The sequence below is a fragment of the Saccharibacillus sp. O23 genome (assembly GCF_002205895.1).
GTDB lineage: Bacteria > Bacillota > Bacilli > Paenibacillales > Paenibacillaceae > Saccharibacillus.
The window spans coordinates 293,300-317,163 of record NZ_NJDE01000001.1 but is presented as its reverse complement, the minus strand read 5'-3'; the positions used below and the strand labels follow the sequence as shown (position 1 = coordinate 317,163).

22 protein-coding genes are annotated in these 23,864 nt (G+C 60.7%); 15 read left to right on the top strand and 7 right to left on the bottom strand.

All coding sequences use genetic code 11. The annotated features are described in order from the left end of the window. The first annotated feature begins 51 nt into the window (after window positions 1-51). The 10 genes from CDO73_RS01380 to CDO73_RS01335 are packed head-to-tail and all read left to right on the top strand — an operon-like array spanning window position 52 to window position 11,466. Window positions 52-1,962 (top strand): ABC transporter permease, encoded by a 1,911-nt coding sequence (locus CDO73_RS01380; protein WP_088486685.1) that lies wholly within the window; start codon window positions 52-54, stop codon window positions 1,960-1,962. Window positions 1,963-2,021: 59 nt separating this feature from the next. Beyond that, complete coding sequence (locus CDO73_RS01375; protein ID WP_088486684.1) at window positions 2,022-2,750, top strand: ABC transporter ATP-binding protein; 729 nt, start codon at window positions 2,022-2,024, stop codon at window positions 2,748-2,750. Next, window positions 2,743-3,027 (top strand): phosphopantetheine-binding protein, encoded by a 285-nt coding sequence (locus tag CDO73_RS01370; protein ID WP_088486683.1) that lies wholly within the window; start codon window positions 2,743-2,745, stop codon window positions 3,025-3,027. Before CDO73_RS01375 ends, CDO73_RS01370 begins: the two co-directional genes overlap by 8 nt. A gap of 1 nt (window position 3,028) precedes the next feature. After that, entirely contained in the window at window positions 3,029-4,270 is a 1,242-nt protein-coding gene (locus CDO73_RS01365; protein ID WP_088486682.1) for a beta-ketoacyl-[acyl-carrier-protein] synthase family protein, read from the top strand. Next, on the top strand, window positions 4,267-4,746 hold the full coding sequence (locus CDO73_RS01360; protein WP_088486681.1) for an acyl-CoA thioesterase: 480 nt from the start codon (window positions 4,267-4,269) through the stop codon (window positions 4,744-4,746). The genes CDO73_RS01365 and CDO73_RS01360 overlap by 4 nt, the downstream gene beginning before the upstream one ends. Beyond that, complete coding sequence (locus tag CDO73_RS01355; protein WP_088486680.1) at window positions 4,734-6,023, top strand: beta-ketoacyl synthase N-terminal-like domain-containing protein; 1,290 nt, start codon at window positions 4,734-4,736, stop codon at window positions 6,021-6,023. The genes CDO73_RS01360 and CDO73_RS01355 overlap by 13 nt, the downstream gene beginning before the upstream one ends. A 21-nt stretch (window positions 6,024-6,044) precedes the next feature. Then, on the top strand, window positions 6,045-6,776 hold the full coding sequence (locus tag CDO73_RS01350; RefSeq protein WP_088486679.1) for an SDR family oxidoreductase: 732 nt from the start codon (window positions 6,045-6,047) through the stop codon (window positions 6,774-6,776). Further along, a complete protein-coding gene (locus CDO73_RS01345) occupies window positions 6,773-10,174 on the top strand; it encodes an amino acid adenylation domain-containing protein (RefSeq protein ID WP_088486678.1) in 3,402 nt (1,133 codons plus the stop codon). The genes CDO73_RS01350 and CDO73_RS01345 overlap by 4 nt, the downstream gene beginning before the upstream one ends. Beyond that, on the top strand, window positions 10,167-10,769 hold the full coding sequence (locus tag CDO73_RS01340; RefSeq protein WP_088486677.1) for a 3-hydroxyacyl-ACP dehydratase FabZ family protein: 603 nt from the start codon (window positions 10,167-10,169) through the stop codon (window positions 10,767-10,769). Before CDO73_RS01345 ends, CDO73_RS01340 begins: the two co-directional genes overlap by 8 nt. A gap of 49 nt (window positions 10,770-10,818) precedes the next feature. Beyond that, a complete protein-coding gene (locus tag CDO73_RS01335; protein WP_088486676.1) occupies window positions 10,819-11,466 on the top strand; it encodes a 4'-phosphopantetheinyl transferase family protein in 648 nt (215 codons plus the stop codon). Here the strand turns inward: CDO73_RS01335 and CDO73_RS01330 are convergent. Further along, complete coding sequence (locus tag CDO73_RS01330; protein WP_088486675.1) at window positions 11,395-12,396, bottom strand: helix-turn-helix transcriptional regulator; 1,002 nt, start codon at window positions 12,394-12,396, stop codon at window positions 11,395-11,397. The two genes, CDO73_RS01335 and CDO73_RS01330, sit on opposite strands and share 72 nt — an antisense overlap. A gap of 194 nt (window positions 12,397-12,590) precedes the next feature. Between CDO73_RS01330 and CDO73_RS01325 the strand changes: the two genes are divergently transcribed. Together CDO73_RS01325 and CDO73_RS01320 are read left to right on the top strand one after the other, a co-directional pair. Beyond that, complete coding sequence (locus tag CDO73_RS01325) at window positions 12,591-14,585, top strand: glycoside hydrolase family 31 protein (RefSeq protein WP_088486674.1); 1,995 nt, start codon at window positions 12,591-12,593, stop codon at window positions 14,583-14,585. 153 nt (window positions 14,586-14,738) lie between these two features. Continuing rightward, complete coding sequence (locus CDO73_RS01320; protein ID WP_088486673.1) at window positions 14,739-15,095, top strand: hypothetical protein; 357 nt, start codon at window positions 14,739-14,741, stop codon at window positions 15,093-15,095. Window positions 15,096-15,184: 89 nt separating this feature from the next. Here CDO73_RS01320 and CDO73_RS01315 read toward each other — a convergent pair whose 3' ends face one another. Next, a complete protein-coding gene (locus CDO73_RS01315; protein ID WP_179218446.1) occupies window positions 15,185-16,204 on the bottom strand; it encodes a 3-oxoacyl-ACP synthase III family protein in 1,020 nt (339 codons plus the stop codon). A gap of 257 nt (window positions 16,205-16,461) precedes the next feature. Between CDO73_RS01315 and CDO73_RS01310 the strand changes: the two genes are divergently transcribed. Continuing rightward, on the top strand, window positions 16,462-17,436 hold the full coding sequence (locus tag CDO73_RS01310; RefSeq protein WP_088486671.1) for an aldo/keto reductase family protein: 975 nt from the start codon (window positions 16,462-16,464) through the stop codon (window positions 17,434-17,436). 140 nt (window positions 17,437-17,576) lie between these two features. On the opposite strand, the gene CDO73_RS01305 is transcribed toward CDO73_RS01310, so the two are convergent. Next, window positions 17,577-17,852, bottom strand: a complete 276-nt coding sequence (locus CDO73_RS01305) for a hypothetical protein (protein ID WP_088486670.1) — start codon at window positions 17,850-17,852, stop codon at window positions 17,577-17,579. 230 nt (window positions 17,853-18,082) lie between these two features. On the opposite strand from CDO73_RS01305, the gene CDO73_RS01300 reads away from it, so the two are divergent. Continuing rightward, window positions 18,083-19,246: a phosphodiester glycosidase family protein gene (locus tag CDO73_RS01300; protein WP_088486669.1), complete on the top strand. Its 1,164-nt coding sequence runs from the start codon at window positions 18,083-18,085 to the stop codon at window positions 19,244-19,246. A 102-nt stretch (window positions 19,247-19,348) separates the two neighbouring features. On the opposite strand, the gene CDO73_RS01295 is transcribed toward CDO73_RS01300, so the two are convergent. The 4 genes from CDO73_RS01295 to CDO73_RS01280 form a co-directional block, all read right to left on the bottom strand. Then, the gene (locus tag CDO73_RS01295; protein WP_088486668.1) at window positions 19,349-20,071 is read right to left on the bottom strand and encodes a hypothetical protein; all 723 of its coding nucleotides are present in this window, start codon (window positions 20,069-20,071) and stop codon (window positions 19,349-19,351) included. 224 nt (window positions 20,072-20,295) lie between these two features. After that, complete coding sequence (locus tag CDO73_RS01290; protein ID WP_179218444.1) at window positions 20,296-20,661, bottom strand: DUF4181 domain-containing protein; 366 nt, start codon at window positions 20,659-20,661, stop codon at window positions 20,296-20,298. A gap of 44 nt (window positions 20,662-20,705) precedes the next feature. After that, window positions 20,706-21,071, bottom strand: coding sequence for a DUF4181 domain-containing protein (locus CDO73_RS01285; protein WP_179218442.1), 366 nt, complete (start codon window positions 21,069-21,071; stop codon window positions 20,706-20,708). Between the two features lie 107 nt (window positions 21,072-21,178). After that, window positions 21,179-21,460 (bottom strand): hypothetical protein, encoded by a 282-nt coding sequence (locus CDO73_RS01280; protein ID WP_088486665.1) that lies wholly within the window; start codon window positions 21,458-21,460, stop codon window positions 21,179-21,181. Between the two features lie 441 nt (window positions 21,461-21,901). On the opposite strand from CDO73_RS01280, the gene CDO73_RS01275 reads away from it, so the two are divergent. Continuing rightward, window positions 21,902-23,827 carry a 3'-5' exonuclease gene (locus tag CDO73_RS01275; RefSeq protein WP_088486664.1) on the top strand — a complete coding sequence of 642 codons (1,926 nt, stop codon included), beginning with the start codon at window positions 21,902-21,904 and terminating at the stop codon, window positions 23,825-23,827. Window positions 23,828-23,864: the final 37 nt, after the last annotated feature.

The following is a 23,864-nucleotide window of genomic DNA, read 5'->3' as shown; positions in this document are numbered from 1 at the left end:
AAGAGGCGCCCGCCCATTCTTTTTCAGCATTAGGCAAAGGAAAGATGGCGTATGAATGCATTGATTTCCGGGCTGCGCCGAAGCAGCCGCAAGCAAAACCTGCTTTCCGTTCTGGCGTCCGCTTTGAATCTGACGGTCATCGGCGTATTCCTGATGCTCGTCGTCGAATTGATTCGGATCCGCGAACAAGCGCGGCTCGTTTCGCGCGACGAAGAACTGATGACTTATTTCACGACTTTGATCGCCGTATCCGTGCTGATCGTCTTGTTCTCGCTCTGGATCATTCGGATCGTGCATCTGAGTTTGTTCCAATCGCGCCGCAGCTTCAACATTCAGCTTCGTCTGGCGGGCATCTCGTCCGCGCGGCTCAGCCGCATCTATATGAACGAAGCCTGGCGTTCGCAGCTCGTATCGGTTCCGGTCGCTTTGCTCGCGGCCGAAGGGATCTATCATTTTATCGGCATCCGCAACGAAATCCCGAGCGTCTGGATAAGCCTCCCCGTGCTGCTGGCGGCCGCTGCGCTCCATCTGCTGACTCTGGCGTTCTGTTTGAATATGGTATTCCGCAAGATCGCGAGATTCGATCCGGTCGAAGAACTGCGCAGTCCCTACAAGTCGGAAAGCGCGCGCCGGCTCGGCAAAAGCGACTTCGTCAAAGGCGCGATCGGCCTGCTCGTCGCGGCCGCGGGCCTGCTGCTTCCCGCGGACGGCAACCCGCTGATCGGATTTCTGCCGCTCGTCGGATTTTTCCTGATGTTCGATCTGGTGCTGGTCGGCATCCAGCACGGCCTAAAATCGCTCGCCCGCCGTTTCCGCTGGCGCGCGCTCGGGCTGGGCCAAAGCCAGATGTTGGGTTATTACCGCCGCATCGACCCGATCTTCACCACGCTGATCGTCGGCGTGATGCTCAGCATGGGTCTCAGCGGCATGTTCGAGACGGCGCGGGTCATCTCGCGCGACACGATCGAACAGAATGTTTATTTTCAGGCGATGATCGTCAACGAGGAGGTACGGGAACCGAGAACGGAGCAGGACTACCGGGATCTCGTCGCCGGACTCGACCCGGACGCGCAAGCGGCGTACGGCATCAATCTGGAAGCGCAGGACCAAGACGGCGTCACCGATACGATCTTCGGCATCGACAGCGATTATTTGCGGTACGGCGAGAAAACGGTGCTGACGGACGGCCGCGACTTTTCGGCGAATTTGGACGATCCCGATTTCGCCGGCATCTACCTGCCGTCGTATTTCGTCTCGGAAGCGGACGTCGGCAGCGATTATCCGCTGGTGCTCAACGGCAACACGATCCGACTGACGATCGCGGGCCGCTTCGAAGCGAACGGCAGCCGGGGACGGTACGGATTCGTGTCCAAAGCGCATCTGCAGAAGATCATGGGTCAAGAAGGCGCGGCGAATTCCGTATACCTGGCGAAAGCCGACGAAGCCGTAATCGCCGGACTGACCTCCGACCCCAACGTCGTCAGCCAGACGGTGCTGCGCAAGTCGGATCTGGCTTCCGGCAGTTACAAGAACGCGATCAAAGGCACGGAGATTTTCGAGTTGGCGGCGCGCGCCGTCATCTTGGTATCGCTGCTGATGCTGGTACATTTCCTGTTCGCCTCGGCGGACCGCAATCGTTTCGATATCGGCCGGCTGCGGGCGGTCGGCGTGCCGAAGTCCCGTCTGGCCGCTTCCTATCTCATCCAGACGGGCGGCATCGTCACGCAGTCGTTCCTGATCGGCACGCTGCTCGCTTACGCGTTTATCCGCGCGGGCCTGCCGATGGTGCTCGACCATATCGACGTTCCGGTATCGGCGCAGATTCCGCTCGGCTCGATACTGATCGCTTACCTGTTCGTGCTGGTCGTCGGCCTGCTGTCTTCGTACTTCTCGATCCGTCCGGCTTTCGGGAACGATTATACCGAAAATCTGACCGTCGGCCCGATGCAGCATTCCGCTTGAGCGGCGTTTCGATACGGGCCAATTCCCCCATTTCGACAATGGAGTCTGGAGTGTAAACCATGAATCCTACCTATCCATCAGGCGGCATCGCCGCCGAAGGACTGATCTATACCGTGGAAGAAGGCGGCCGGAAACGCAATATTCTGGACGGCATAAGCTGCGATATTCCGGAAGGCGCGCTGACGACGATCGGCGGACCTTCCGGTTCGGGCAAAACGACCTTCATGTACGCGCTGGCCGGTCTGCTGCAGCTGTCCGGCGGCAGCGTCCGCTACGGGACGAACGTCTCGATCTACGACATGAAGCCCAAGCAGCGCGACGCGTTCCGGCTCGAACGGATCGGCTTCATCTATCAGCATTTGAATTTGTTCGGGTTTCTGAACGTGGAGGAGAACATCACCTTGAATTACGCGCTGCGCGGCAAGCCGGTCACGCCGGAAGTCGACGCGCGGATCGACGCTTATCTGGAAGTCATGAAGCTCGGTCCGATCCGCAAAAAGGAAATCGGCGCGCTGTCCGGCGGCGAAAAGCAGCGGGTGTCGATCATCCGCGCGTTTATCTCGGACGCTCCGTATATTTTCGCGGACGAACCGACGGGCAATCTGGACCGCGAGAACAGCGTGCTGTTCATGGACTGTCTCAAAGACATGATCGGCACCAACCGTTCGACCGTCGTCCTCGTGACGCACGAGAGCGAGATCAAAGCTTACGGAGACCGGCAGATCACGATCGTGGACGGTCGGATCGCCGAACAAACCATGGGAATCGGGAGGCGTCAAAATGGCTAACGAACAACGATGCGAAGAAGTGCGGGATATGCTGCTGGAAGAACTGGGACTCGACGACGTGGAGCCTGGCGGGGTCGATTACGACAGCCCGCTGTTCGCGGGGCAGGACGCGGAAGGCTCGGGTCTCGGTCTGGACTCGGTCGACGCGCTGGAAGTGGTCGTCGCGCTCAAGACGCGTTACGGCTTGACGCTCAAAGACGAAGACAAACCCGCGCTGCGCAGCATCGCGACGCTGGCCGCGTATATCGATGCCCGGCTGAGCGAAACGGTATCTTGAGATGGACGGACGGCGAAGAGTCGTCGTGACGGGGATCGCCATGATCACCGCCGCGGGGATGGACAAAGAAACGTTTATGAAGCATGCGGCCGAAGGACGGAGCGGGCTGCGCGGCACGCTGCTGTTCCCGACGGACAAGCTGCGCACCGATTATTTCGGCGAGACGCCCAAACGTTACGCCTACGAGATTCAAGCGGAAAGCGACGAATCCCGCACGGAACAGATCTTCGGCGATCTGGCGGAAGAACTGCTTCGCGACGCCGGCCTCGATGCCGCCCGATTGGCCGATCTGGACGAACGGGCGATCTTCTCGTTCGCGACGTCGGTGGGCACGAACGATTACATGACCGCCCACGTCAAACAAGTGCTGCCGGATTCCGTTTCGCGCGGCAATCTGCACAAACTGCCGCCGAAACTGGGCATCCGAGGAGCGACGTTCGTCAATACGTCCGCTTGTTCCGCCGGAACGACCGCGATCGGTACCGCTTTCTCGATGATCCGCGCAGGGCTGGCCGATCTGGCCGCGGCCGGCGGCGTCGATCCGCTGACGGAGTTCTCGACCTACGGCTTCCATTCGCTGCAAAACTTGAGCGCGCTGCCCTGCCGGCCGTTCGACCGTCGAAGAGACGGCATCACGCTCGGCGAAGGCGGCGCGCTGTTCATGCTCGAAGAACGGGAAGCCGCGCTGAGCCGGGGAGCCCGGATCTACGCCGAGGTGCTCGGTTACGGACTCGGCAACGACGCGTATCATCCGACCAGTCCCGATCCGACCGGCCAAGGCGCGTATAGGGTCATGCGGCAGGCCGTGCGTCAGGGCGGCATCGAAAGCGCCGAAGTCGATTACGTGAACGCGCACGGCACGGGAACGGTCATCAACGACGATATGGAAGCGAAAGCGATCGCGCTGCTGCGGCCGGACTGCCGCGTATCTTCGACCAAATCGCTGACCGGCCACTGCTTGGCCGCGGCCGGCGCGGTCGAAGCCGCCGCCACGGCGCTTGCGTTGAAGCACGGCAGCGTGCCTCCGACCGCCGGTCTGGACGAGCCGGATTTCGAAGACGCGCCGCTTCGGTTCGTGCGCGGCCGGGCGGAACCGGTCCGTCTGCGCTACGCGTTGTCGAATTCGTTCGCGTTCGGCGGCAACGCGGCGAGCCTGCTGCTCGGCGCGCATGTCGATAGAGACGAGGCATCGCCCGAACAACCGCGGTCGGGATTCGCCCGGCCGGAAAGCGCGCCGCGATGAGAGCGGAGAACGCGAACGGACGCGAATACGAAGGTCTTCGTTACGCGTGCGAGATCCGGCCGCGATTCGAGGACGCGGACGCGTACGGCGTGATCCATCACAGCAAATACCTGCTGTACGTCGAAGAAGCCAAGTTCGCGTTCATGCGCGATCCCGCCATGTTCGGCATGAACGCGGCGGGCGGAGCGTTCAAGTTCCCGGTGACGGAGATCGGGCTGCGCTACGCCCGGGCGGTGCGTTACGAACCGGGGATCGCGCTGAACGTGCGGCTGCGCTTCTCGATCCCGGACGGCGTGCGCGTCCGGTTCGATTACGAGATCTTCCACCCCGGCGGCCGGGTCTGCTGCCGGGGGTATGCCGTCCATGCGGCGACGGACGCGAACGATTCGCTGCTGTTGGCGCTGCCGGAAGCATTGACGAAGCGGTACGAAGAGATCAAGGCGGACAAGGAGGATCACCGCGTATGCGAATCGTAAAAACAGGTTGGATTACGCCGGCGGGCAACGACGAAGAAACGATATGGAACGCGCTTCGGATGACTCGTCCGAATCTTGCAGGCCCGCAGGCTTGTCAGGAGCCGGACGATCGGCAGGGAACTTGGGAGCCGGAGGGAAGCGGAAGCGGCAGCGGCAGAGGGCGCAAAAACGCGCTCGAAGGGCTGCCCAAAAAAGGGCGGCGGGCCAGCCGCTTCTCGCATCTGGGGCTGTGCGCGGCCCGATCGGCGATCCGTCCCGAATGGATCGGGGATCGGAAGGCGGAACGGATCGGCGCGGTATTCACGACCGCTTACGGGCCGCTGGAGACGAATATGGAGTTCGCGCGCCAGATGATCGGCGACGAGCCGGATCTGTGCAGCCCGAGCTTGTTCGCGAACACGGTACATAACGCGTGCCTCGGCACGATCTCGATGGATCTGGGCATCAAAGGTCCGAGCACGATGCTGCTCGGTTCCAATCATCTGCTGCTGACCCGGCTGCTGCTGGCCGAAGGCAAAGCCGATCTGATCTTGGCGGGCGCGATCGAGGAATACAACGAAGAGTTGGAACGATCGCTGCATATTCAAGGCATGGAAGCCCGGCGCGTCGACGAAGCGGCGGTCGTATTGGCTTTGGCAGCGGACGATGCCGCGCTGCCGGGACTGACGGCGGAAGACGCCGATATCCGGATCGGCGAGACGTTCTCGTTCGGACTGGGCATCGGCGCTTACGGTCTTCTTCCGTCAGGGCTGGCGGAAGAAACCGGACTGGTCGGACGAATCGAACGTTTTCTGCGCAAATACCGGCCGGACGCCGTATTGGGCCATGCGTCTTGGACGACGCTCGGGCAAGCGGAACGACGCGCGATCGAAACGTCCCGCGCTTGCGAAGACCATCCGGCGAAGGAGACTTCTTCGCCAATGCCGATCGCGGCGGGTTCTTATGCGGCGGAAGATCGCGTGCCGCAGCAGGTCTCGGCCGGCATGCGGACCGATCCTTCGGCAGAGCAATCCGGCGGCGCGCGGACGTCCGTCGATTCCGCGCTGTCCGAACCGGCGAATATGTCAGACGGTTTCTACGAAGTGTTCGGCCACTGTCTGGGCAGCGATCTGACGCTGAAAGCCGCGGCGGCCAAGCTGTGTCTGGAACGCGGGCAGATTCCGGCCGCGCTCGGCGGCAGCGCGAAAGCGCCGGAGCGGATCGCGGTGCTGTCGGCCGAAGCGACCGGCAATTATTCGATAGCGATCGTGGAGAAAAGGCCGGGAAAAGGCCGTTAAATCAGGGAACGGGGGCTGGGCATGGAACGAAATCGGGTAGTCGTGATCGGAGGGACCGGAGGCATCGGGCAGGCGATCGTTACGGAATTCGCGGCGAAAGGATGGGACGTCGCGTTCAGCTACCGCACTTCGGTCGCCGCGGCGGAAAAGCTGGCGCGTTCGCTTCGAAGCGGCGAATCGGAAGTGCTGACGCATCATATGGACGTGTCGGACCGCGAATCGATCCGGACTTTTGCGGAATTCGTATCCTCGTCTTGGGGCAAAGTGCAGGGCGTGGTCTACTGCGCGGGAATCGTGCGGGATCAGGTGATGCTGCTGATGGACGACGGCGATTTCGAAGACGTGCTGCGGACCAACCTGCACGGCTGCTTCTACTGCATGAAAGATCTGCTGCCCGCGATGGATACTCGCCGAGGAACCGGCGTCGTCATCGTCGGTTCCACCGGCGGCATTCGCCCGGACGGCGGCCAAACGAATTATGCGGCTTCCAAAGCCGGGCTGCTCGGCTTGACCGAGTCGATGGCGCGCGAATACGCGCGCAAAAAGATCCGGGTCAACGCGGTAGCGCCCGGATTTATCGAGACCGAGATGGTCGACTTGGACAACCGCAAGATTCGGGCGTCGATCGAACAGATTCCGATGAAACGGCTCGGCCGTCCCGAAGAAGTGGCCAAAGCCGTCTTGTTCCTCTGCGGGGAAGAAGCTTCCTACATTACGGCGCAGACGCTGATCGTGGACGGAGGCCGGTTATGACGGGGCCGGCCGAAACGAAGCGGGCGATCCGCGGGCCCGAACGCGAAGCCGCGGAATGGACGATTCCCGGCCGTTTCGAAGCGGCGGCGGCGCGGCACGCGGCACGCATCGCCGTCGTCGACGAAAGCGGAAGCTGGACTTATGATCAGCTTCGGCAAGCTTCGGCGCGGGCCGCGGCCAATATTCGCCGCCTCGTGCCGGGCACGGGCGGGGAACGGATCGCTTTGCTGACCGGACGGACCAAAGAATGCGTGGCGGCGATGCTCGGCGCGCTCGAAGCCGGTCATGCTTATCTGTGCATCGATCCGCTGTACCCGGCGGAGCGGATCGCTTACATGTTGAGCGACGCGCAGGTCGGCCTGCTGGTGCATGACGGGACGTATGCGCTGCCGCTGCCGGGCGAATGCCGAGCCGCCCATATCGAAGAATTGACGGCGAACCTGCCGCCGATTCGCGGCGCGAAAGATTCGGTCGGCGAACCCGGCCCGCCGTTTGCGGTCGAGCGGAGCGCCGGCGACGAATCCGACGCCGAAGCCGGAAGCGCAAGCGGCGCGGCCGAGCAACCGGACGCTTCGGTCGCGCAAAAGGCGACGGGCGAGCGGTCGGCGCGGCCGAACGATGCGGCCTATGCCATCTATACGTCGGGATCGACCGGCAAGCCGAAAGGATTGGAAGTCAGCCATTACAATCTGCTGCGTCTGCACGACGAGTGGGCGGAAGAAGCTTTCGGCCTGCCGGATCGGCAAGCGGCCGACACGGCCGTCGTCGCGCCGTTCGTGTTCGATATGAGCGCGGCCATGATCTTCTTCAGCCTGCTGCGCGGCGAACGGCTGCATCTGGTATCGGACGCGAGCAAGCGCAGCGGGCGGGAACTGGTCGAATATCTGAACCGGCACGCGATCGATCTGGTCGACGCGACGCCGAATTATCTGCGGCTGATCGACGAACATCTGGCGCTTCATCCGGAGCAGGAACTATGTGTCCGACGGATCTTCTGCATCGGCGACGTGCTGAGCGATTCGCTGGCGCGTCGTTTGATCCGGCGGGCGAATGCCGAAGATTTTCGGCTGTACAACACGTACGGGCCGGCGGAATGCACGGTGCTCGTGACTTCGGCTTGGCTGGACAAAGCCGGCGCGGCGTCCGGCGAGGCTCTGACGATCGGGCGCGCGGTAGGCTTCGCCGCGCTGGAAGCGGCGCGCGAAGACGGAAGCCGCTGCGCGGACGGCGAAGCCGGAGAACTGCTGATCCGAGGCGACTGCGTCGGATTGGGGTATATCGGATCGCCGCAAGGCGGGGCGGACGGACCGTTTTTCGTATCGGAATCGGGCGTCCGGGGCTACCGCACCGGCGATCTGGTCCGGCGGCTCGAAGACGGCCGTTACGTCTTCGTCGGCCGCAAAGACCGGCAGCGCAAGATCAACGGCTACCGCGTCGAGCTGGAAGAGATCGAACGGGCGGCGGAGCGGCTGGACGGCGTCCGCGAAGCGCGGGCGGTGGTCAGCCGCGACGGCACGTCGTTCGCGGGCATCGGGCTCTGCTACATCGGCGAGCGCGACTACGCGCCGCAGGACATGATCGGCAAGCTTCGCGCCGCGCTGCCGCATTATATGGTGCCGCAGCGGGTATGCCGCTGCGCGGAGCTGCCCGTGACGTTCAACGGCAAAGTGGATTACGCCGCGCTGCTGGACCTGCTGCGCTGCGCGCGGGAGATGCCGGCCGAGATCGGCGCTTACGCCGAAGCGGCGATCGGCCGGCTGCTCGGAACGGACCGCTTCGATCGCAAGCGGTCGCTGTTCGAACTCGGCGGCAGCTCGATCACGCTGCTGGCGCTGGCCGGCGAACTGCACGGCGCTTTCGGGCTTGGCGCCGGCTTGGCGCGGCTCTACGAAGCCGGCAGCGTCGAGCATCTGATCGCGGCGCTGCGGCAGGATCACGCCGCGGCGGAAGCTTCTCTCGGCGCTTCGCCGGCCGAAGAAGGACCGCAGGGCCTTGAGCTCCCGGTTACGGAGCCGCAGAAGAAACTGCTGGCGCAGGAGCAGCGCCTGCTGCGCGGCGGCGCGGACGAGCGCGAACGGCAGCGCTTCTCGCTGCTGCTGCGCCTTACGCTGCTGCGCCCCGTCGATCGGCCGCGCTTGGAACGCGCCGTCAACGAAGCGCTGGCGAGCCGCGATGTTTTCCGTCTGCGCCTGCTGCGCCGGCAGGGACGGAACCTGATGCGCGCGGAGCCGGAATATCGGCCGATCGCGCTCGGCGACAAGCCGTCCGGCACGCGCCTCGAAGACGCGCTGGCCGTGTGGCCGGCCGGCGTTCCCGTCCGTCCGGGCGAAGAACTTCCGCCGTTCGAGCCGTTGATCGAGCTGCTGCTCGAAGAGCCGGCGCAGAGCGATGCCGAAGCTCCGCCCGCTTCGGCTTACGGCTTCGCGCCGGAACTGCTGCCCGGCGCGCCCGAAGCAACCCGCGGATCGCGCGCGGCCGCGCCCGCCGGGCATCTCTACCTCCACGTCAAACACGCGATCTTGGATTATCTGTCGCTGCAATTTCTGCTGCAAGACATCTTGACCGTATACGAAGGGAGCGGGCCGCTGCCCGAGCGCGGCAGCTTTGCCGCTTCGGCGATGCGATCCGGCGGGGAGGAACATGAAGCGTATTGGCGGGAACGTCTGCGGAACCGCCCGCCGCTGACCCGCTTGATCCCGGATCAAGACGGCGAGCGCGGTTTCGCCGCCATAGCGCTGAGCGCGAATCCGGAGACCGTCCGGCTGCTGCGAAGCCGTGCCGCGAAGCTGTCGGTCTCGCCGTTCGTCTGGCTGCTGACGTTGTTCCTGCGCACGGTCTCGCAGTACAGCGGCCGCTCCGATCTGCGGATCGGCTGTTATTTCCCCGGCCGGGCCATCGGCGAAGAAGAACGCGCGCTCGGCATGTTCACCCGCGTGCTGCCGTTGATGCTGCATGCGGACGAACATGAATCTGCGGATCGGCTGGCGCGGCGCGCGGCCGACGAAGTCTCCGGTATTCTGCGGCATCAGGCGATCATGCCGGGGCGATTGTACAGGCTGCTGCCGCTCGAACAAGCGGCGGAAGGCGAATTGTTCGAGGTCTGTTTCAATTACCAGAACGGCTGGCCGGCGATGCCGGGTCAAGGCGATTGGTTCGGCGCCGTCGAGACGCTCAACCGCGACCCGGATATTACCGAACGGGATTTCTATTTCGGAGTGATCGAAGAAAACGAAGGGATGCGTTGGGAGATCAAGTTCAACCGGGGACTGTATTCGGAGCCGCTGGTTCGGGAATTCGCCGCTTCTTTGGAACGGCGGATCGTCGAAGAAGCGTGCGGCCCGAGTTTCGCCGAAACGATCGCCGCCGCATCCCGGGGAAGGGGAATCGCACATGACTGACCTTACAGAGACGCCGTCGACGCCGCCTGCCGCTCACGCGCCGTTTGCCGATCGGGCACAAGCTTTCGAACGCGCCGAACCGGCAGGCGAATCTTCCGAACCGTCTCGACTATCCGAACCGTCTCAACCATCCGCATCCGAACCGCCGGAATCCGCAGCGAGCTTCGACGTTTCGCGCATCCGGATCGACCAAGTGCTGCCGCATCGACCGCCGTTTCTGTTTCTCGACGGAATTCTGGAACTGCGGCCGGGCGAATACGCGCTCGGTTTCAAAACGATAGCGCCGGGCGACGTACAGCCGTCCGCGCGCGGCGAAGCCGGCACGTTCCCGAGCACGCTGTTGATCGAAGCGCTGGCGCAGCTCGCCGGCGTGATGTACGCCTATCGGCCGGACGAAGACACGCGCGGCCGGATCGGGTATCTGGCCGGCTTGAAGAAGCTGCGCGTCTATCGCGCGCCGAGCGTCGGCGAGCGGATCGTGCTGCGCGCCGAATGCCGCTTCCGCTGGCAGAATATCGTCGAAGCGCAGGTGTCCGCTTACAGCGGGGAAGAGCGGCTGCTCGAAGGCGTCTTGATCGTCACGTCCCGCGAATAACGCGAGAACTACGTTCCGCGTCTGTCCGCGACAGAAAGGAGAAGACGTTATGCAGGAACGAAGGATGCCGCGCGCCGCAGCGGCCGTGCGGCCGCTGCCCGAAGCACCGGACGGATCGGATGCGGCGACGTTGATCGTATCCGCTGAAACCGGACGCGCCGCCGAGGATTACGAAGCCATCAAGCGGGAGACCGTCGCCGCATGCTTGAATCTGGCGGGCGGCGCGGTACCACCGTTCGAATTCGCCCGTACGCCTTCGGGCAAGCCTTACGTGCGTTGGACCGAAAATGCTTTTGCTGCCGATCTTCCCGGCGCTCCGCATATCTCGATCAGCCATTCGGGCTCCCGCTGGGTGATGGCCGCGTCCGCGAACCCGGTCGGGATCGACGTCGAACAGAAGCGCGGCGGCCGCATGTACCAAGAAGGTCACGCGTCTTTTTTTCACCCGGAGGAACAGTCGTATCTGAGCCGCCGGCCTTGGGAATTGTCCCGGGTCTGGTCGGCCAAAGAAAGTTACCTCAAGCTGCTGGGCGTCGGCATATTCGGCGATACGGCGTTTTTTTCTGTGATCGAAAAGGAAGCGTTGGCGCCGAACGTCGGCGGCTATCCGCTCCGCAGCCTGCCTTTATTCGAAGAATGTCATCTCCTGCTCTGCGGCGGCGGCCCGCTGATTGACTTGAAGCGGATCGAAACTTGATTCCGCGTACCGGCTCGGCGACGTGCCTTTGAGTTTCTTGAACACGCGGGCGAAATAGCCGGCGTCTTCGTACCCTACCAACCGGGCGATCTCCTGCACGGAACGCCCGCCTCCGCGCAGCAGGCCTTCGGCTTCGTGCACGCGCAGCGTGTTGATGTATGCGCTGAGCGTTTTGCCGGTCGTGCGTTTGAACACATGGCAGAAATACGTCGGCGTCACGCAGCAGATCGCGGCGGCTTCCGCGATGCCGATCGGCTGACGGAAATGCTCGCTCAGATGCAGCAGCAGCGGATAGACCGCGCTTTGCGCGCGCCGTCCGTTTTTTGCCGCGTCTTCGTTCGGAGTTCCGCTCTGCCTGCACGCCAGCCCCAGCACGCCGAGCAGCCCCGATTTGACCAATAATTCGAATCCGGCTTCGCCGCCCCGGTATTCCGCCACGATCTCCAGCAGCCGTTTGCGAATCTCGCCGGCTTCTCGCGCTTCGTAGAACGACGCCAATCCGAGCCGGCCTTCCAGCAGCGGCCGCACGTAACGCGTCTCCGTATGGTCGAGCGCGTGGTTGCGCAGCAGCGCTTCGCCGAATACCAACGCGTAGAGCTCGCTGCCGTTTTCGAGCGGGAACGCGGAATGCAGTTCGGCCGTGTTGACGAACGCGCAGCCGCCTTCGCCCAATTCCCGGAATCCGGTCCCGATCTGCATGCTGAACCGGCCGCGCAGAACCACGATCCATTCCAGATGTTCATGCCAATGCGGCGGAATGCAGAGCATGTCGGGGTCCGTATCGCGAATATGAAAAACGTTCAGAGGGAACGTCAGATCCGGGATCACCGTATGCTCGCGCCGCCAAGAAGAAAGCTCGGGCGCGGCATCTTCTCGGTATGCCGGAGTATGGTCCGATTCGCCGCCCGGCGGCCGGCTGTTTTTTCTCATCGCAAGGTCCTTTCCGATAAACGTAATCTGGTCCTAGTATTGCGTATTCCACGCTCTGCCTTTATTCCCTGCTTGCGCTCTATAATAAAAGCAATATCGAAGAGAGCGCTTGCAGCCCGAGAAGCATCAAACGCAACCTTATCCCGATCTCGGGCAGCCGGGTAGATCTCGCGAATCAAGGAGGAATACGCATTATGTTGTACGCGAAGGACCAAGCTTTGATCTGGGAATACGACCACGAAGTGCTGCGCATCGAACCGTGGGGCGCGAACGCGTTTCGGGTGCGGGCGTCCAAAGACAAGCTGCACGACGACGATTGGGCGCTGCTTCCGGCCGATTCGTCTGCCGAAGAAGCGGCGGTCGCGGTCGCGGAAGACGGACGGAGCGCGTATATCGTCAACGGCAAGATTCGCGCGGACGTGGAACGAAGCGGGCGGATCACGTTTACCAACGACAAAGGCGAGGTGCTGCTCCGGGAAACGGAGAAGACCTACCAGCTCAAATCGGGCGGCCGCGATATCGTGCCGATTCCGGGCAGCCGCGATTATGCGGTCACGCTGCGTTTTCATGCCAAAGACGGCGAGAAGCTGTACGGAATGGGACAGTATCAGCAGTCGCTGCTCGATCTCAAAGGCTGCCGCCTCGAACTGAATCACCGCAACAGCCAGACCAGCGTACCGTTCGTGCTCTCGAACGCGGGCTACGGCATGCTGTGGCATAATCCCGCGATCGGGCAGGCCAGCTTCAATACGAACGTGACGGAATGGGCTGCCGCCTCGACCAAGCAGCTCGATTATTGGATCACGGCAGGCGATACGCCGGCGGAGATCGAAGAGTCGTACGCTCGCGCCACCGGCACGGTCCCGATGATGCCGGAGTTCGGGATGGGCTTCTGGCAGTGCAAGCTGCGCTACCGCGATCAAGAAGAACTGCTGCATGTGGCGCGCGAACATATTCGCCGGGGACTGCCGATCTCGGTGATCGTCATCGACTTTTTCCATTGGACGAATCAAGGCGACTGGAAGTTCGACGAGCGGTATTGGCCGGACCCGGAAGGCATGGTGCGGGAACTGCAAGAAATGGGCATCGAACTCATGGTATCCGTATGGCCGACCGTGCAGACGGAGAGCGAGAACTACGGCGAGATGGTCGAAAAAGGCTATCTGGTCCGCACCGATCGCGGCGTCCGCACGCAGTTCCAGTTTCTCGGGCAGAACGAGATCTTCGACGCGACCCATCCGGACGCGCGCCGTTATCTGTGGGAGAAGATCAAACGCAATTATTACGACAAAGGCATCCGGCTGTTCTGGCTGGACGAAGCCGAGCCGGAATTCGCCGTCTACGATCACGATATCTACCGCTACGACGCGGGACCTTCGCTGCAAGTCGGCAACTGGTATCCGAGCCAATACAGCCGCGCCTTCTATGAAGGGATGACGGGCGAAGGGCAGGAGAACGTAATCAATCTGGTGCGTTCGGCATGGGCCGGCAGCCAGCGTTACGGCGCGCTCGCTTGGTCCGGCGATATCGCGTCGAGCTTTGAAGTGTTGGGCCATCAGGTGCGCGCGGGACTGAATATGGCGATCGCCGGCATCCCGTGGTGGACGACGGATATCGGCGGTTTCCACGGCGGCAACCCGGACGATCCGGCGTTCCGCGAATGTATCGTGCGCTGGTTCCAATACAGCACTTTCTCTCCGGTGATGCGTCTCCACGGCGACCGCAGTCCGTATCAAGAGCCGCATACGGGTCTTCCGGGCGGCGGATTATGGGGCAGCGGCGCGGACAACGAAGTGTGGAGTTACGGGGAAGAAGCGTACGAGATTTTCGCGGATCATATGCGTCTGCGCGAGCGTCTGCGTCCTTATATCCGGGAACAGATGGCGGCCGCGCATGCAAAAGGCACCCCGCCGATGCGCCCGCTGTTCTACGATTTCCCGGGCGACGAAGCGTCGTGGGACGTGGACGATCAGTTCCTATTCGGGCCGGATCTGTTGATCGCGCCGATTCTCGAAGCAGGCGCGCGCGGGCGAAGCGTGTATCTTCCGGCCGGCGCGACATGGACGGACGCTTACAGCGGCGAGACGTACGGCGGCGGACAAACGATTCTGGCGGACGCTCCGCTGGAACGGATTCCCGTGTATCTGAAGAACGGGGCGAAACTGCCGATTCGGGCCGATCAGGCATAGCGTCCGAATCGCGAAGCAGGCGTCGAACCGCTAGATTCCGGCAGAAAACAAGGACGTCATGCCCTTTCTTCTCCCCCCGTTCATTGTTATACTAAAAAAGTTGAATATAACATGAATAAGAACGTTAATCGGGATGAGAGAGGGAGAGAGATCATGACGGAAAAATACAATGTCGAAGTCGATCGTGCCAAGAAACTGTTCATCGCGACCGTAGGCGGATTCTTCCAAATGAGCGACGCGGAAGGCTTTGCCCTGAAGTTCATGCAGGAAGGCAGCACGATCCAAGCGAGCGAATACACGCTGGTCGTGGACGCGTCCGGACTGGCTACCGTGAAGCAGGACCTGCTGGATATGCTCGAGCAAGCTTTCCAGATGTATATGACGCTCGGCTTCAAGAAGATCTACATGGTCGAATCGAAGTCGGCGATTACCAGTATTCAGATTCGCAAGATCGCGGAGAAGACCCACTTCAGCGGAGAACTCGTGAAGAGTCTGGACGACGTGAAGTAATCGAAACACCGCCATCCCCAAACGCTATCGAAAAAAGCTGCCCCGTTCGCGCATTCGCGTTCGAGGCAGCTTTTTTGCGAGCATGGAGATCAGAAGCGGTACAAGCACGCGCCCATGACGTAGCCTAATCCGACCGAGCAGATTACCAGCTTGTCGCCCGGCTTGATGCGTCCGGTCTGGAACGCTTCGTTCAGCGCGAAGATCGGCCCGGTGACGCCGGTATAGCCGTATTTGTCGCCGACGTAGATCTGTTTGCCCGGATCGACGCCGAGCAGGTTCAGCGTCTTCAGGTTCTCGGCCAGCGAGAGCTGCGAGAAGATAAAGTGGTCCACGTCGCCCGGCTCAAGGCCGTGTTTGGCCAGCAGTCCGGTGATCAGCCCTTGCCATTTGGCGGAGAAGAAGCTGACGTCGACTTCTTTGTGCCAGACCCGTTTCTCCGATTCGGGAATCGAAGCGTCGAGCATGCGCGAATGGCCGACGTTCGGATACATCGCGGTGTCCGTGATGATCGATTCCGTGTAAAAGTCCGCGTCCACGAAGCCCGTCTGTTCGTCGTCCGCTTCGGTCAGCTCCAGAATGATCGCGCCGCCGCCGTCCGCGAACGCGGAGAACATGATCGGTTCTTTGTCGCTGGCCGCTTTGCTGACGGAGACGCCGCCCGCGATCAGCGCGTATTTGATATTTTTGGCTTTCATCATGATCGACGCCTGATCCAGCGCCGAGATCGCGCCGATGCAGTTGGCGTTCATGTCGTACACCAGATGCGCGTTCGGCGTCTTCAGCCGCTCGTGCAGCAGCACGGCATTGGTCGGATACGTGTATTCCGGCGTGTCGGAGATGAACATGATCATCTGAAGATCCGACGGCTGGAGGCCCGAACGCTCCAGCGCCTGTTCGGCCGCGTATTGCGCCATCGTCAGCGAGTTCTCGTCGGGGTTGTTGCGGCTGAGGTAACGCGTTTCTTTGCCCAGATGTTCCAGCAGACGGGTGATATCGTTGTTGTCCCTTTTCATGAAGTAGTCGATAAAGTACGCATTGTCGAACCGTTCCTGCGGGTGATACATGCCCGTGCTTACGATCTTGACCGTCAATTGCGGCGTTTGCAGCATCGTCATCTTCTCCTTTATCCTTCTGTCTGTGGGCGGACCTGCGGCAGGCCTCCCGATTGCGCAAGCTCCGAATCGGCCGAGCCGCAAATCCAGCATTTCGATCAAGCAAGACACTATATTATCGGTTAAAAGATAGCGGAAATGAAGGAAAACGATCACGAGTCCGTTTATTTTGTGCAGAAAGCGATTGCATCTTTCGACTCAAATCGTTAGTATTTAATCGAATGATTAATGTATATGCGAAGGAGTGGCAATCGATGAAATACCGGAATCTGGGACATACGGGTCTTAAGGTCAGCGAGATCGGATTGGGAAGCTGGCTCACTTACGGAACGGCAGCCGAGCAGCAGGCGGCGGACGCCTGCATCGAAGCGGCGTTCGAGCAGGGGATCAACTTCTTCGATACGGCCAACGCGTACAACCGCGGCGAAGGGGAGAAAGCGATGGGGGCGGCGCTGCGCAAATACGAGCGTTCGAGCTACGTGCTGAGCACGAAAGTCTTCTTCCCGATGGGCGACGGCCCGAACGATCGCGGATTGTCGCGCAAGCATATCATGGAACAATGCGAAGCCAGCTTGAAGCGGCTCGGCACGGACTATATCGATGTCTATTTCTGCCATCGCTACGACGACGACACGCCGGTCGAAGAAACGCTGCGCGCGCTCGACGACCTGACGGCGCAGGGCAAGATCCTGTACGCCGGCGTCAGCGAATGGACCGCCGCACAGATCGCGAGCGCGGCCGCCGTAGCCGACCGCCGCAATCTGCGCCCGCTGGCTTCGAACCAGCCGATCTACAACCTGTTCGAACGGTATATCGAACAGGAAGTGCTGCCCGTCTCCGAAGCCGCCGGGCTGGGCCAAGTGGTCTTCTCCCCGCTGGCGCAGGGCATCCTGACCGGCAAATACAAACCGGGCCAGCAGCCCGCCGCAGGCACTCGCGGCGCCGACAGCTCCGTCAATCAGGTCATCGGCAGCTATCTGCGGGACGATGTCCTCACGGTGACGCAGGAGCTGAACGCGCTCGCCGAAGCGCAGGGGCTGAAGCTGTCCCAGCTCGCGCTGGCGTGGGTGCTCCGCCGGCAGGGCGTCAGCGCCGCGATCATCGGCGCGAGCCGTCCGGAACAGGTGCGCGAGAACGCCGCCGCTTCCGGCGTGTCCTTGAGCGACGAGACGCTGGCGAAGATCGACGCGATCATGGAGCCGGTGAAAGACTTCGCGCCGGCGCGGTAAATGGGCCGAAAGCGGCAAGCTGCGGCCGGGCACGGCCGGAACGACCGAGAGCGCACGGCCGAACAGCCGACGGCAAGATGCCGTCGGCTGTTTTCGTTCGCGCTTCCGCAAGAACCTTGCTTCTTTTCGCGCAGAGCGGCTTACTCCACCCATAAAGCGATAAAGATAAACGCGACATAAGAAGCGCCTACCGCGGCCGCCGCTCCCAACGGAACGGCCCACAGCAGAGGCGTGCGCAGCGGTTTCGTCGTTTCGACCAAGCGTTGTCTCCAAGGCAGAAGCTGCCGTCGATCGCGTTCCAGCATCCGGCGGACTTTGTCCGCGTCGGCCGTCTGCATGTCCGCCCAGAGCCGATCGTATTCGGCCCGGATCTCTTCCCGTTGCGGACTGTCCTGAACTTTATTGGATCTCTCCATGTTCGTCGATCTCCTTTCGTCGTGCAGGTCGTTTGATCGCGTTTCCGGTATTACTGGATGAACGAACGGACAGCAGGGGAAGTTTCTATCCGAAATCCTGCCGACAAAAAATCCGGGGAGGTTTTTTATGAAAAAGGGTTCATTCCTTCACGGCAAAAACAGATATATATAAAAGTGAAGAAACGAGCGAGCCGACACGAATCGCCGCATGAAAAGGAGACAGAATCGAAATGAAAAAAGGCTTGAAACTGCTGCTTGCCGCCGCGCTGCTCGCGGGAGCGGCGACTTCCGGCATCGCGCCGGGCACGACGGGGAAAGCGGCCGCCGCCGCTTCGGTCAAAACGTTCGGCTATTCCAACCCCGCAGCCGGACGCACGTACGTGCCGATCCGCGTGCTGAGCGATTTTTCGGGAGCGAAAGTGAACTGGAACGCCTCCTCCAAACGCATCGATCTGGTCAAAGGCGACAAAAAGATCATCCTGCACGCGGGCGTCAAAAAAGCGTATATCGACGGCAAAGCGGTCAAGCTCGACGCGGCGCCTTTTACCGATCGGAATGTGACGTACGTGCCGCTGGGACTGGCCGCCGAACAGCTCGGACTGAATCTCAAATGGGACCGTTCCACGTCTTCCATGCACATCGAGAGCGGCGGCAAAAAGATGGACCTGCCGGTCATCAAGCGAGGCTCTCTGAACAGCAAGCCGGTCCGTTACAAGCAGCAGGTGTTCTATATGGGGAACACGGCGCTGAGAGCGAACGTGATCACCGTACAGCTGATGCATCCGCGCGTGAAGCTGGACGCCGCGTTCGCCAATCACAAAGCCGGTTCCGTGCAGGAACTTCGCGGCATCGCGGCGCAGAACGGCGCTTACGCGGCGATCAACGCGACTTATTTCGACGCTTATACGTCGGCGACTTACAAAGCGCCTTACGGCTATCTGGTCAGCAACGGCCTGATGCGGTTCGTCAACGGCGGCACCGACCGGACGGTATTCGCTTACGACGATAACCAGTTGGCGCGGCTGATTCCGGGCCTCAAATTCGGCGCGGCTTACGAAGCCGGTCAGGTCGAAGGCGCGGTCCAAGCCGGTCCGCTGCTGCTGAAGAACGGCCAGCTCGCGATCAACGCCCGAGCGGAAGGCTTCCGCGATCCGCACGTCATCTCGGGCCGGGCGACGCGCAGCGCGATCGGCATTACCGCCAACCACGAGCTGATCATGCTCACCGTGCGCGGAGCGACCCTGACGCAGCTCGCGGGCATCATGAAGCGTGCCGGAGCGTATCAAGCGATGAACCTCGACGGCGGCGCTTCGAGCGGCCTGTACATCAACGGCCATTACGTGACCAAGCCCGGCCGCAAAGTCAGCAACGCGCTGCTGGTCAAGCTGAAGTAAACCGAGTCGAGCCTTTCGATAAAAGGAAACGTCAAAGCCCGCCCGCCGAAGATTTCGGCCGAGCGGGCTTTTAAGTATGCATTCATGCGTGATCGGCAGCCGTTACGTCAGCCGCTGCCCGATCGCCGTCAACAATCGGGCGGCCGAACGTTCCGAGCGATCCGCGCCGTAGACCGCCCGATGTTCGTCGCTTACCAGCGAGCGAATATCGAGGCACAGCAAATAAAGCAGATTCAGCGCTTCGAGCTGATACGCGTTCGGCACGAATCGCTGTTCCTTCCCGTTCGCCGCGCCGCTTGACGAAGCGGAAGCAGCGAGCCGGTTCCGCCCGTCCGCCGTCACGGACAACGCTTCGCCCGCGGGCAGCGCTTCGTAAGCCGCGATGCCGCGGAAGATCAGCAGCTGTTCGGGCACGGGCAGTTCGGCGCGTTCTTTGGCGCCGAGCAGCCGATAGAGCCGGCCGTAAGCTTCGGCCATGCGATGCTGCTCGCGTTCGATGTCGAGCGGAAACGACGCCGGATAACTTTCGCCCGTGACCGTCTCCGCGCTCTGCTCGATCAGCGAGACGATCGAATCGGCGGCAGCGGCCAGCCCGTCGGTCGTCTCGCCGCCGAGATACCGCCGCATGTCCCGCTGCTGCCGCATGGTTTTCATCGCGACGAGCAGCGTCGACGTGATCAGGAACGCCGCGGTTCCGGCGATCAGAACAATCTCGCCGACGTTCGGCCGGTTCTCGGACCGTTCGTCGGCGATTCGGCGTGTCCGCGTGCGCGGCAGAGACGACGTGATCGGACCCTGCGCTTGGATCGATTTCGGTAGGTTCATCGGAACTCTTCCTCCTTTGCCCCTTATCAGATTCGTAACTTCGGGGAGCCCGTTACGGTTGGTTTTTCTTTTTGCAAGATAGCCCTTAATGTCTTATCACCCGAAAAACGCTCAGGCAATCGGGTTGGAACTAAGCTCGGGCCCGACCGCATTCGCCGCATAGCAAAAGAAGGCGCTCCGCAGCGGGATCGGAGGCCTTCTTGGACGAGAAACAGGAAAAGCGGTCAAGCGATCGGCATCCAGAGATACACGCCGACGGCGACGACCGCGATCGCGGTGGTCAGCAGCGTAGCGAGATGCCGACGGGACTCGCGCATGTATTTCCATTCGAGAAACGCGTAATAACCGCCTGCCGCCAGCAGCACGCCGAGCAGAATCGGCCGGAGCGCCTGCATATCGAGATCGGCGTAACGCAGACCGAAGATCGTGCCGACCGTTACCACCGTGCCGAGCGCCGTCAGCAGGTAACCTTTTGCCGTATGATGCAGTCTGCGCGGATCTTGGCGATTCACGAACAGCCTGCCGAATAGCAGCCGAGCCAGCACGATCACCGCAATAAGCGACACGGCCGCGATACCTTCAGGGGTCATGTTCATTTCTCCTCTCTATTCATCCTTTATTCGGGCGGAAAACCTCAATACAAGAACGCCGACGCCGGCAGCATCGCGAATACGCCGATCGTGATCAGCGCCATGCATGCGACGAGCAGCGTCACGATATGCCGCCTCGTTTCGCGAATATACCGCCATTCTAAAAACGCATACACCCCGCTATATACCACCAGATAGCCGAGCAGCAGCCATAGAACCGTGCGGACGTCCGTTTCCGATATTCTCAAGTAGTAAACCAAGATCAAAAACCCAATATGGATAATCACCGAAGCCCAATACACCAGCGGTTTGTCGTGCAGCCGACGTTTGTCGTGCGGATTCACGATCAGGCGCGTTAGGCCGAAATGAGCAACCACGATCAGAACCATCAAGACCAAGATCAATGACACAGCCATCTCTCCTTCCGGGTTGGATGATCCGAAGCGTATACCCTATAAACGTTTCGAAACCCGGAAGCGTTACGGAAAAAAGGAAGAAAACTCGGATCACCAGCCGTTCAGCCGACCAGATACAGTCCGAGCGCGATCGCGGCGTGAATAGCGGCCATAATCCCGGATACGACATGTTCTCGGGTGCCGCGCACATATTTGTAATCGACCAGCGAATGCCCCAGATAGACCAGCGCCACGATACCCAGAGCGGCCGGCAGCGCGGTTCGTTCCGGCAGCAGATAGAGACAGAGCAGCAGCGGGACGAGCAGCACGGTGCTGAGTCCGGCCTGCGTCCAGACATAGCGCCGTTTGAGCTTTTTGTCCAGAAACTCCGCTTTGCCTTCCACGATAAAGACCCGGAGCAGCGATTGGAGCAGGATCAGCAGACTGACGAAAATAACGAATACGTTGGTACGGTCCAGAAGACTTCACGCTCCTTATACGGGATGGACGACGATTGCCGTCTACCGGATAGACGAATGAGAAGAGGCGGAAGTTACGTTTCTATGCACTTCGGCAGAATTCGAGATGAATTGAAATTAGCGAGATATTTTTCATTTTGGGAAAAGTTTGAGAAATTTCGGTAATATCATTCCCAATCCGGCCCAGAGAAAGTACAATGAGGGTAGCAAGCAACATCCAATGACCTAAGACACGGTTACCGAACGTCCTCTATTCTTCGCAAGATTATGCGCCGATCGTCCCGATTAGGGCGACGCGCCATCCCGACAGATTCCGGAAGCACCGGACCTTCCCACGGATCTGCCCTCATCAGGGAGTGACTACATATGGCTTATATGATCCCGGAGACCATCCCCAAGAAAGCTACCGCAGGCGAACGCCTGTTATTCCATACGCTCAGAGAGCATCTTCCCGACGATTATATCGTTTATTACGAGCCCCGGATCGCCGGCCGCCGCCCCGACTATGTGGTGATCGGACCGGATCTCGGGCTGCTGGTGCTGGAAGTGAAAGACTATACCGAAAGCACGCTGTACGAGTTGACCCCGGACAAATGGCGGATCATGAATACGGCCGGCGTGCTGGACACGGTAGACAACCCGCTGAGCCAAGCGTGCGATTACGCCTTCAAGATCGCGAACAAACTCAAGAAAGACAAGAGCCTTGTCCAGATCGGCGGCTCTTATCACGGCAAACTGAAGTTTCGCTACGGCTTCGGCGTCGTATTCACCCGGATGCGCGAGACGCATATCGTCAAACACCAACTGCATCGCGTGATCGATCCGCAGTTTCTGCTGACTCGGGACGATATCGATACGGAAGCCGACGGCTTCGACGGCACGGTGCTGCTGGAACGGATGCTGAATATGTTCAATGTTCCTTTTCACCGCAATCAACTGCTGAGCGAAGACGATGTCAAAGCGATCCGCTACCATCTGTTCCCCGAAGTGCGGATCAGCGCGGAGTTCAAACAGCCGGCCCATTACGACGATCAACTGCTGCTCTCGCTGCATAATCTTCAGGCGATGGATCTGCATCAGGAATCGCTCGCGCGCCAGATCGGCGACAAGAACCGCTTGATCCGCGGAGTCGCAGGCAGCGGCAAGACCTTGATCCTGTCCGCTCGCGCAAGACTGCTGGCCAAAGAACATCCCGAGTGGAAGATCCTCGTGCTCTGCTACGGCATCCCGCTCTCCCGCGTGCTCAAGTCCATGATCGAGAAGATGATGGAAGAGCCCGAGGACCTGTTCGATTTCGCGAATATGAGCGGAAGCCAAGAAGACGATTCTGTCGGGAAAAAGCACCACATCGAAACGGCGACGTTCCATGAATGGCTGTGGAACGCGCTGAAGATCCGGGACGACGGGATCGACAAGCTGCTGCCTAAGATCGACCGCGGCGAGACCATCCTGCCCAAATACGACGCGATCTTAATTGACGAAGGCCAAGATTTCGGACCGGAATGGCTGGAACTGCTCAGCAAAGTCTTGAATCCTGAGACCCAATCGCTGCTGCTTGTCGAGGACAAAGCGCAGAACATTTTCCGACGCAAAACGAGCTTGTCGTCCAGCACCGGACTCGATTTCCGTGGGCGCTCCAAGATCCTGAGCATCAACTACCGGAATACGTCGCAGATCGTGAACTTCGCTTGGGACTTCTACCGGACCCATTCGGCATTGAAGGACCGGGTCAAAGAAGGAACCAGCATCGAGGGTGTCGAGATCATCCCGCCCCAGAGCACCAAACGCAAAGGCCCCGAGCCGATCATCAAACAGTGCGGAAGCTTCAACGAAGAAGCCGCTTGGGTCGCCGCCGCGATTCGGAAGCTGCATGCGGAGAAGAAAGTGCCTTATTCCGATATCGCGATCCTGTACCGGGTGCGGAACAACTATTCGTATTCGTACGTGGACCGGCTGCGGAAAGAGTTGGAGCGTCTGGAGATCCCGCACGACTGGATCGCCGAGAACACCGCGTCCAAACGGGCTTACGATCGGAACGCCGAGACCGTAAAGCTCTCGACGATCGACAGCTCGAAAGGACTGGACTTCAAAGCGGTGTTTATCGTGAACGTGGAAAGCATGCCGTTTAAGCTGGAGGAGAACGTGGAACGGGAAGTTTCGCTGTTTTATATCGGGATGACTCGGGCGATGGATTGGTTGTTCCTTAGCTACAGTAAGGCGGAGGGGTTTGCTGGGTGGTTGGATGGGCTGAAAGAAAAGACGATTTTTATGAAGAAACTGCAGGAAAAATAAAATAATATTTTAGCTGTATCTGTGTGATTTTAGACTG

Excerpts from the sequence above, each read along its gene's own strand:
- CDO73_RS01350 (WP_088486679.1), top strand. The coding sequence starts at position 6,045 with ATGGAACGAAATCGGGTAGTCGTGATCGGAGGGACCGGAGGCATCGGG.
- CDO73_RS01375 (WP_088486684.1), top strand. The coding sequence starts at position 2,022 with ATGAATCCTACCTATCCATCAGGCGGCATCGCCGCCGAAGGACTGATC.
- CDO73_RS01340 (WP_088486677.1), top strand. The coding sequence starts at position 10,167 with ATGACTGACCTTACAGAGACGCCGTCGACGCCGCCTGCCGCTCACGCG.
- CDO73_RS01370 (WP_088486683.1), top strand. The coding sequence starts at position 2,743 with ATGGCTAACGAACAACGATGCGAAGAAGTGCGGGATATGCTGCTGGAA.
- CDO73_RS01320 (WP_088486673.1), top strand. The coding sequence starts at position 14,739 with ATGACGGAAAAATACAATGTCGAAGTCGATCGTGCCAAGAAACTGTTC.
- CDO73_RS01295 (WP_088486668.1), bottom strand. The coding sequence starts at position 20,071 with ATGAACCTACCGAAATCGATCCAAGCGCAGGGTCCGATCACGTCGTCT.
- CDO73_RS01325 (WP_088486674.1), top strand. The coding sequence starts at position 12,591 with ATGTTGTACGCGAAGGACCAAGCTTTGATCTGGGAATACGACCACGAA.
- CDO73_RS01355 (WP_088486680.1), top strand. The coding sequence starts at position 4,734 with ATGCGAATCGTAAAAACAGGTTGGATTACGCCGGCGGGCAACGACGAA.
- CDO73_RS01345 (WP_088486678.1), top strand. The coding sequence starts at position 6,773 with ATGACGGGGCCGGCCGAAACGAAGCGGGCGATCCGCGGGCCCGAACGC.
- CDO73_RS01365 (WP_088486682.1), top strand. The coding sequence starts at position 3,029 with ATGGACGGACGGCGAAGAGTCGTCGTGACGGGGATCGCCATGATCACC.
- CDO73_RS01335 (WP_088486676.1), top strand. The coding sequence starts at position 10,819 with ATGCAGGAACGAAGGATGCCGCGCGCCGCAGCGGCCGTGCGGCCGCTG.
- CDO73_RS01330 (WP_088486675.1), bottom strand. The coding sequence starts at position 12,396 with ATGAGAAAAAACAGCCGGCCGCCGGGCGGCGAATCGGACCATACTCCG.
- CDO73_RS01305 (WP_088486670.1), bottom strand. The coding sequence starts at position 17,852 with ATGGAGAGATCCAATAAAGTTCAGGACAGTCCGCAACGGGAAGAGATC.
- CDO73_RS01360 (WP_088486681.1), top strand. The coding sequence starts at position 4,267 with ATGAGAGCGGAGAACGCGAACGGACGCGAATACGAAGGTCTTCGTTAC.
- CDO73_RS01310 (WP_088486671.1), top strand. The coding sequence starts at position 16,462 with ATGAAATACCGGAATCTGGGACATACGGGTCTTAAGGTCAGCGAGATC.
- CDO73_RS01300 (WP_088486669.1), top strand. The coding sequence starts at position 18,083 with ATGAAAAAAGGCTTGAAACTGCTGCTTGCCGCCGCGCTGCTCGCGGGA.
- CDO73_RS01315 (WP_179218446.1), bottom strand. The coding sequence starts at position 16,204 with ATGCTGCAAACGCCGCAATTGACGGTCAAGATCGTAAGCACGGGCATG.
- CDO73_RS01380 (WP_088486685.1), top strand. The coding sequence starts at position 52 with ATGAATGCATTGATTTCCGGGCTGCGCCGAAGCAGCCGCAAGCAAAAC.
- CDO73_RS01275 (WP_088486664.1), top strand. The coding sequence starts at position 21,902 with ATGGCTTATATGATCCCGGAGACCATCCCCAAGAAAGCTACCGCAGGC.
- CDO73_RS01290 (WP_179218444.1), bottom strand. The coding sequence starts at position 20,661 with ATGACCCCTGAAGGTATCGCGGCCGTGTCGCTTATTGCGGTGATCGTG.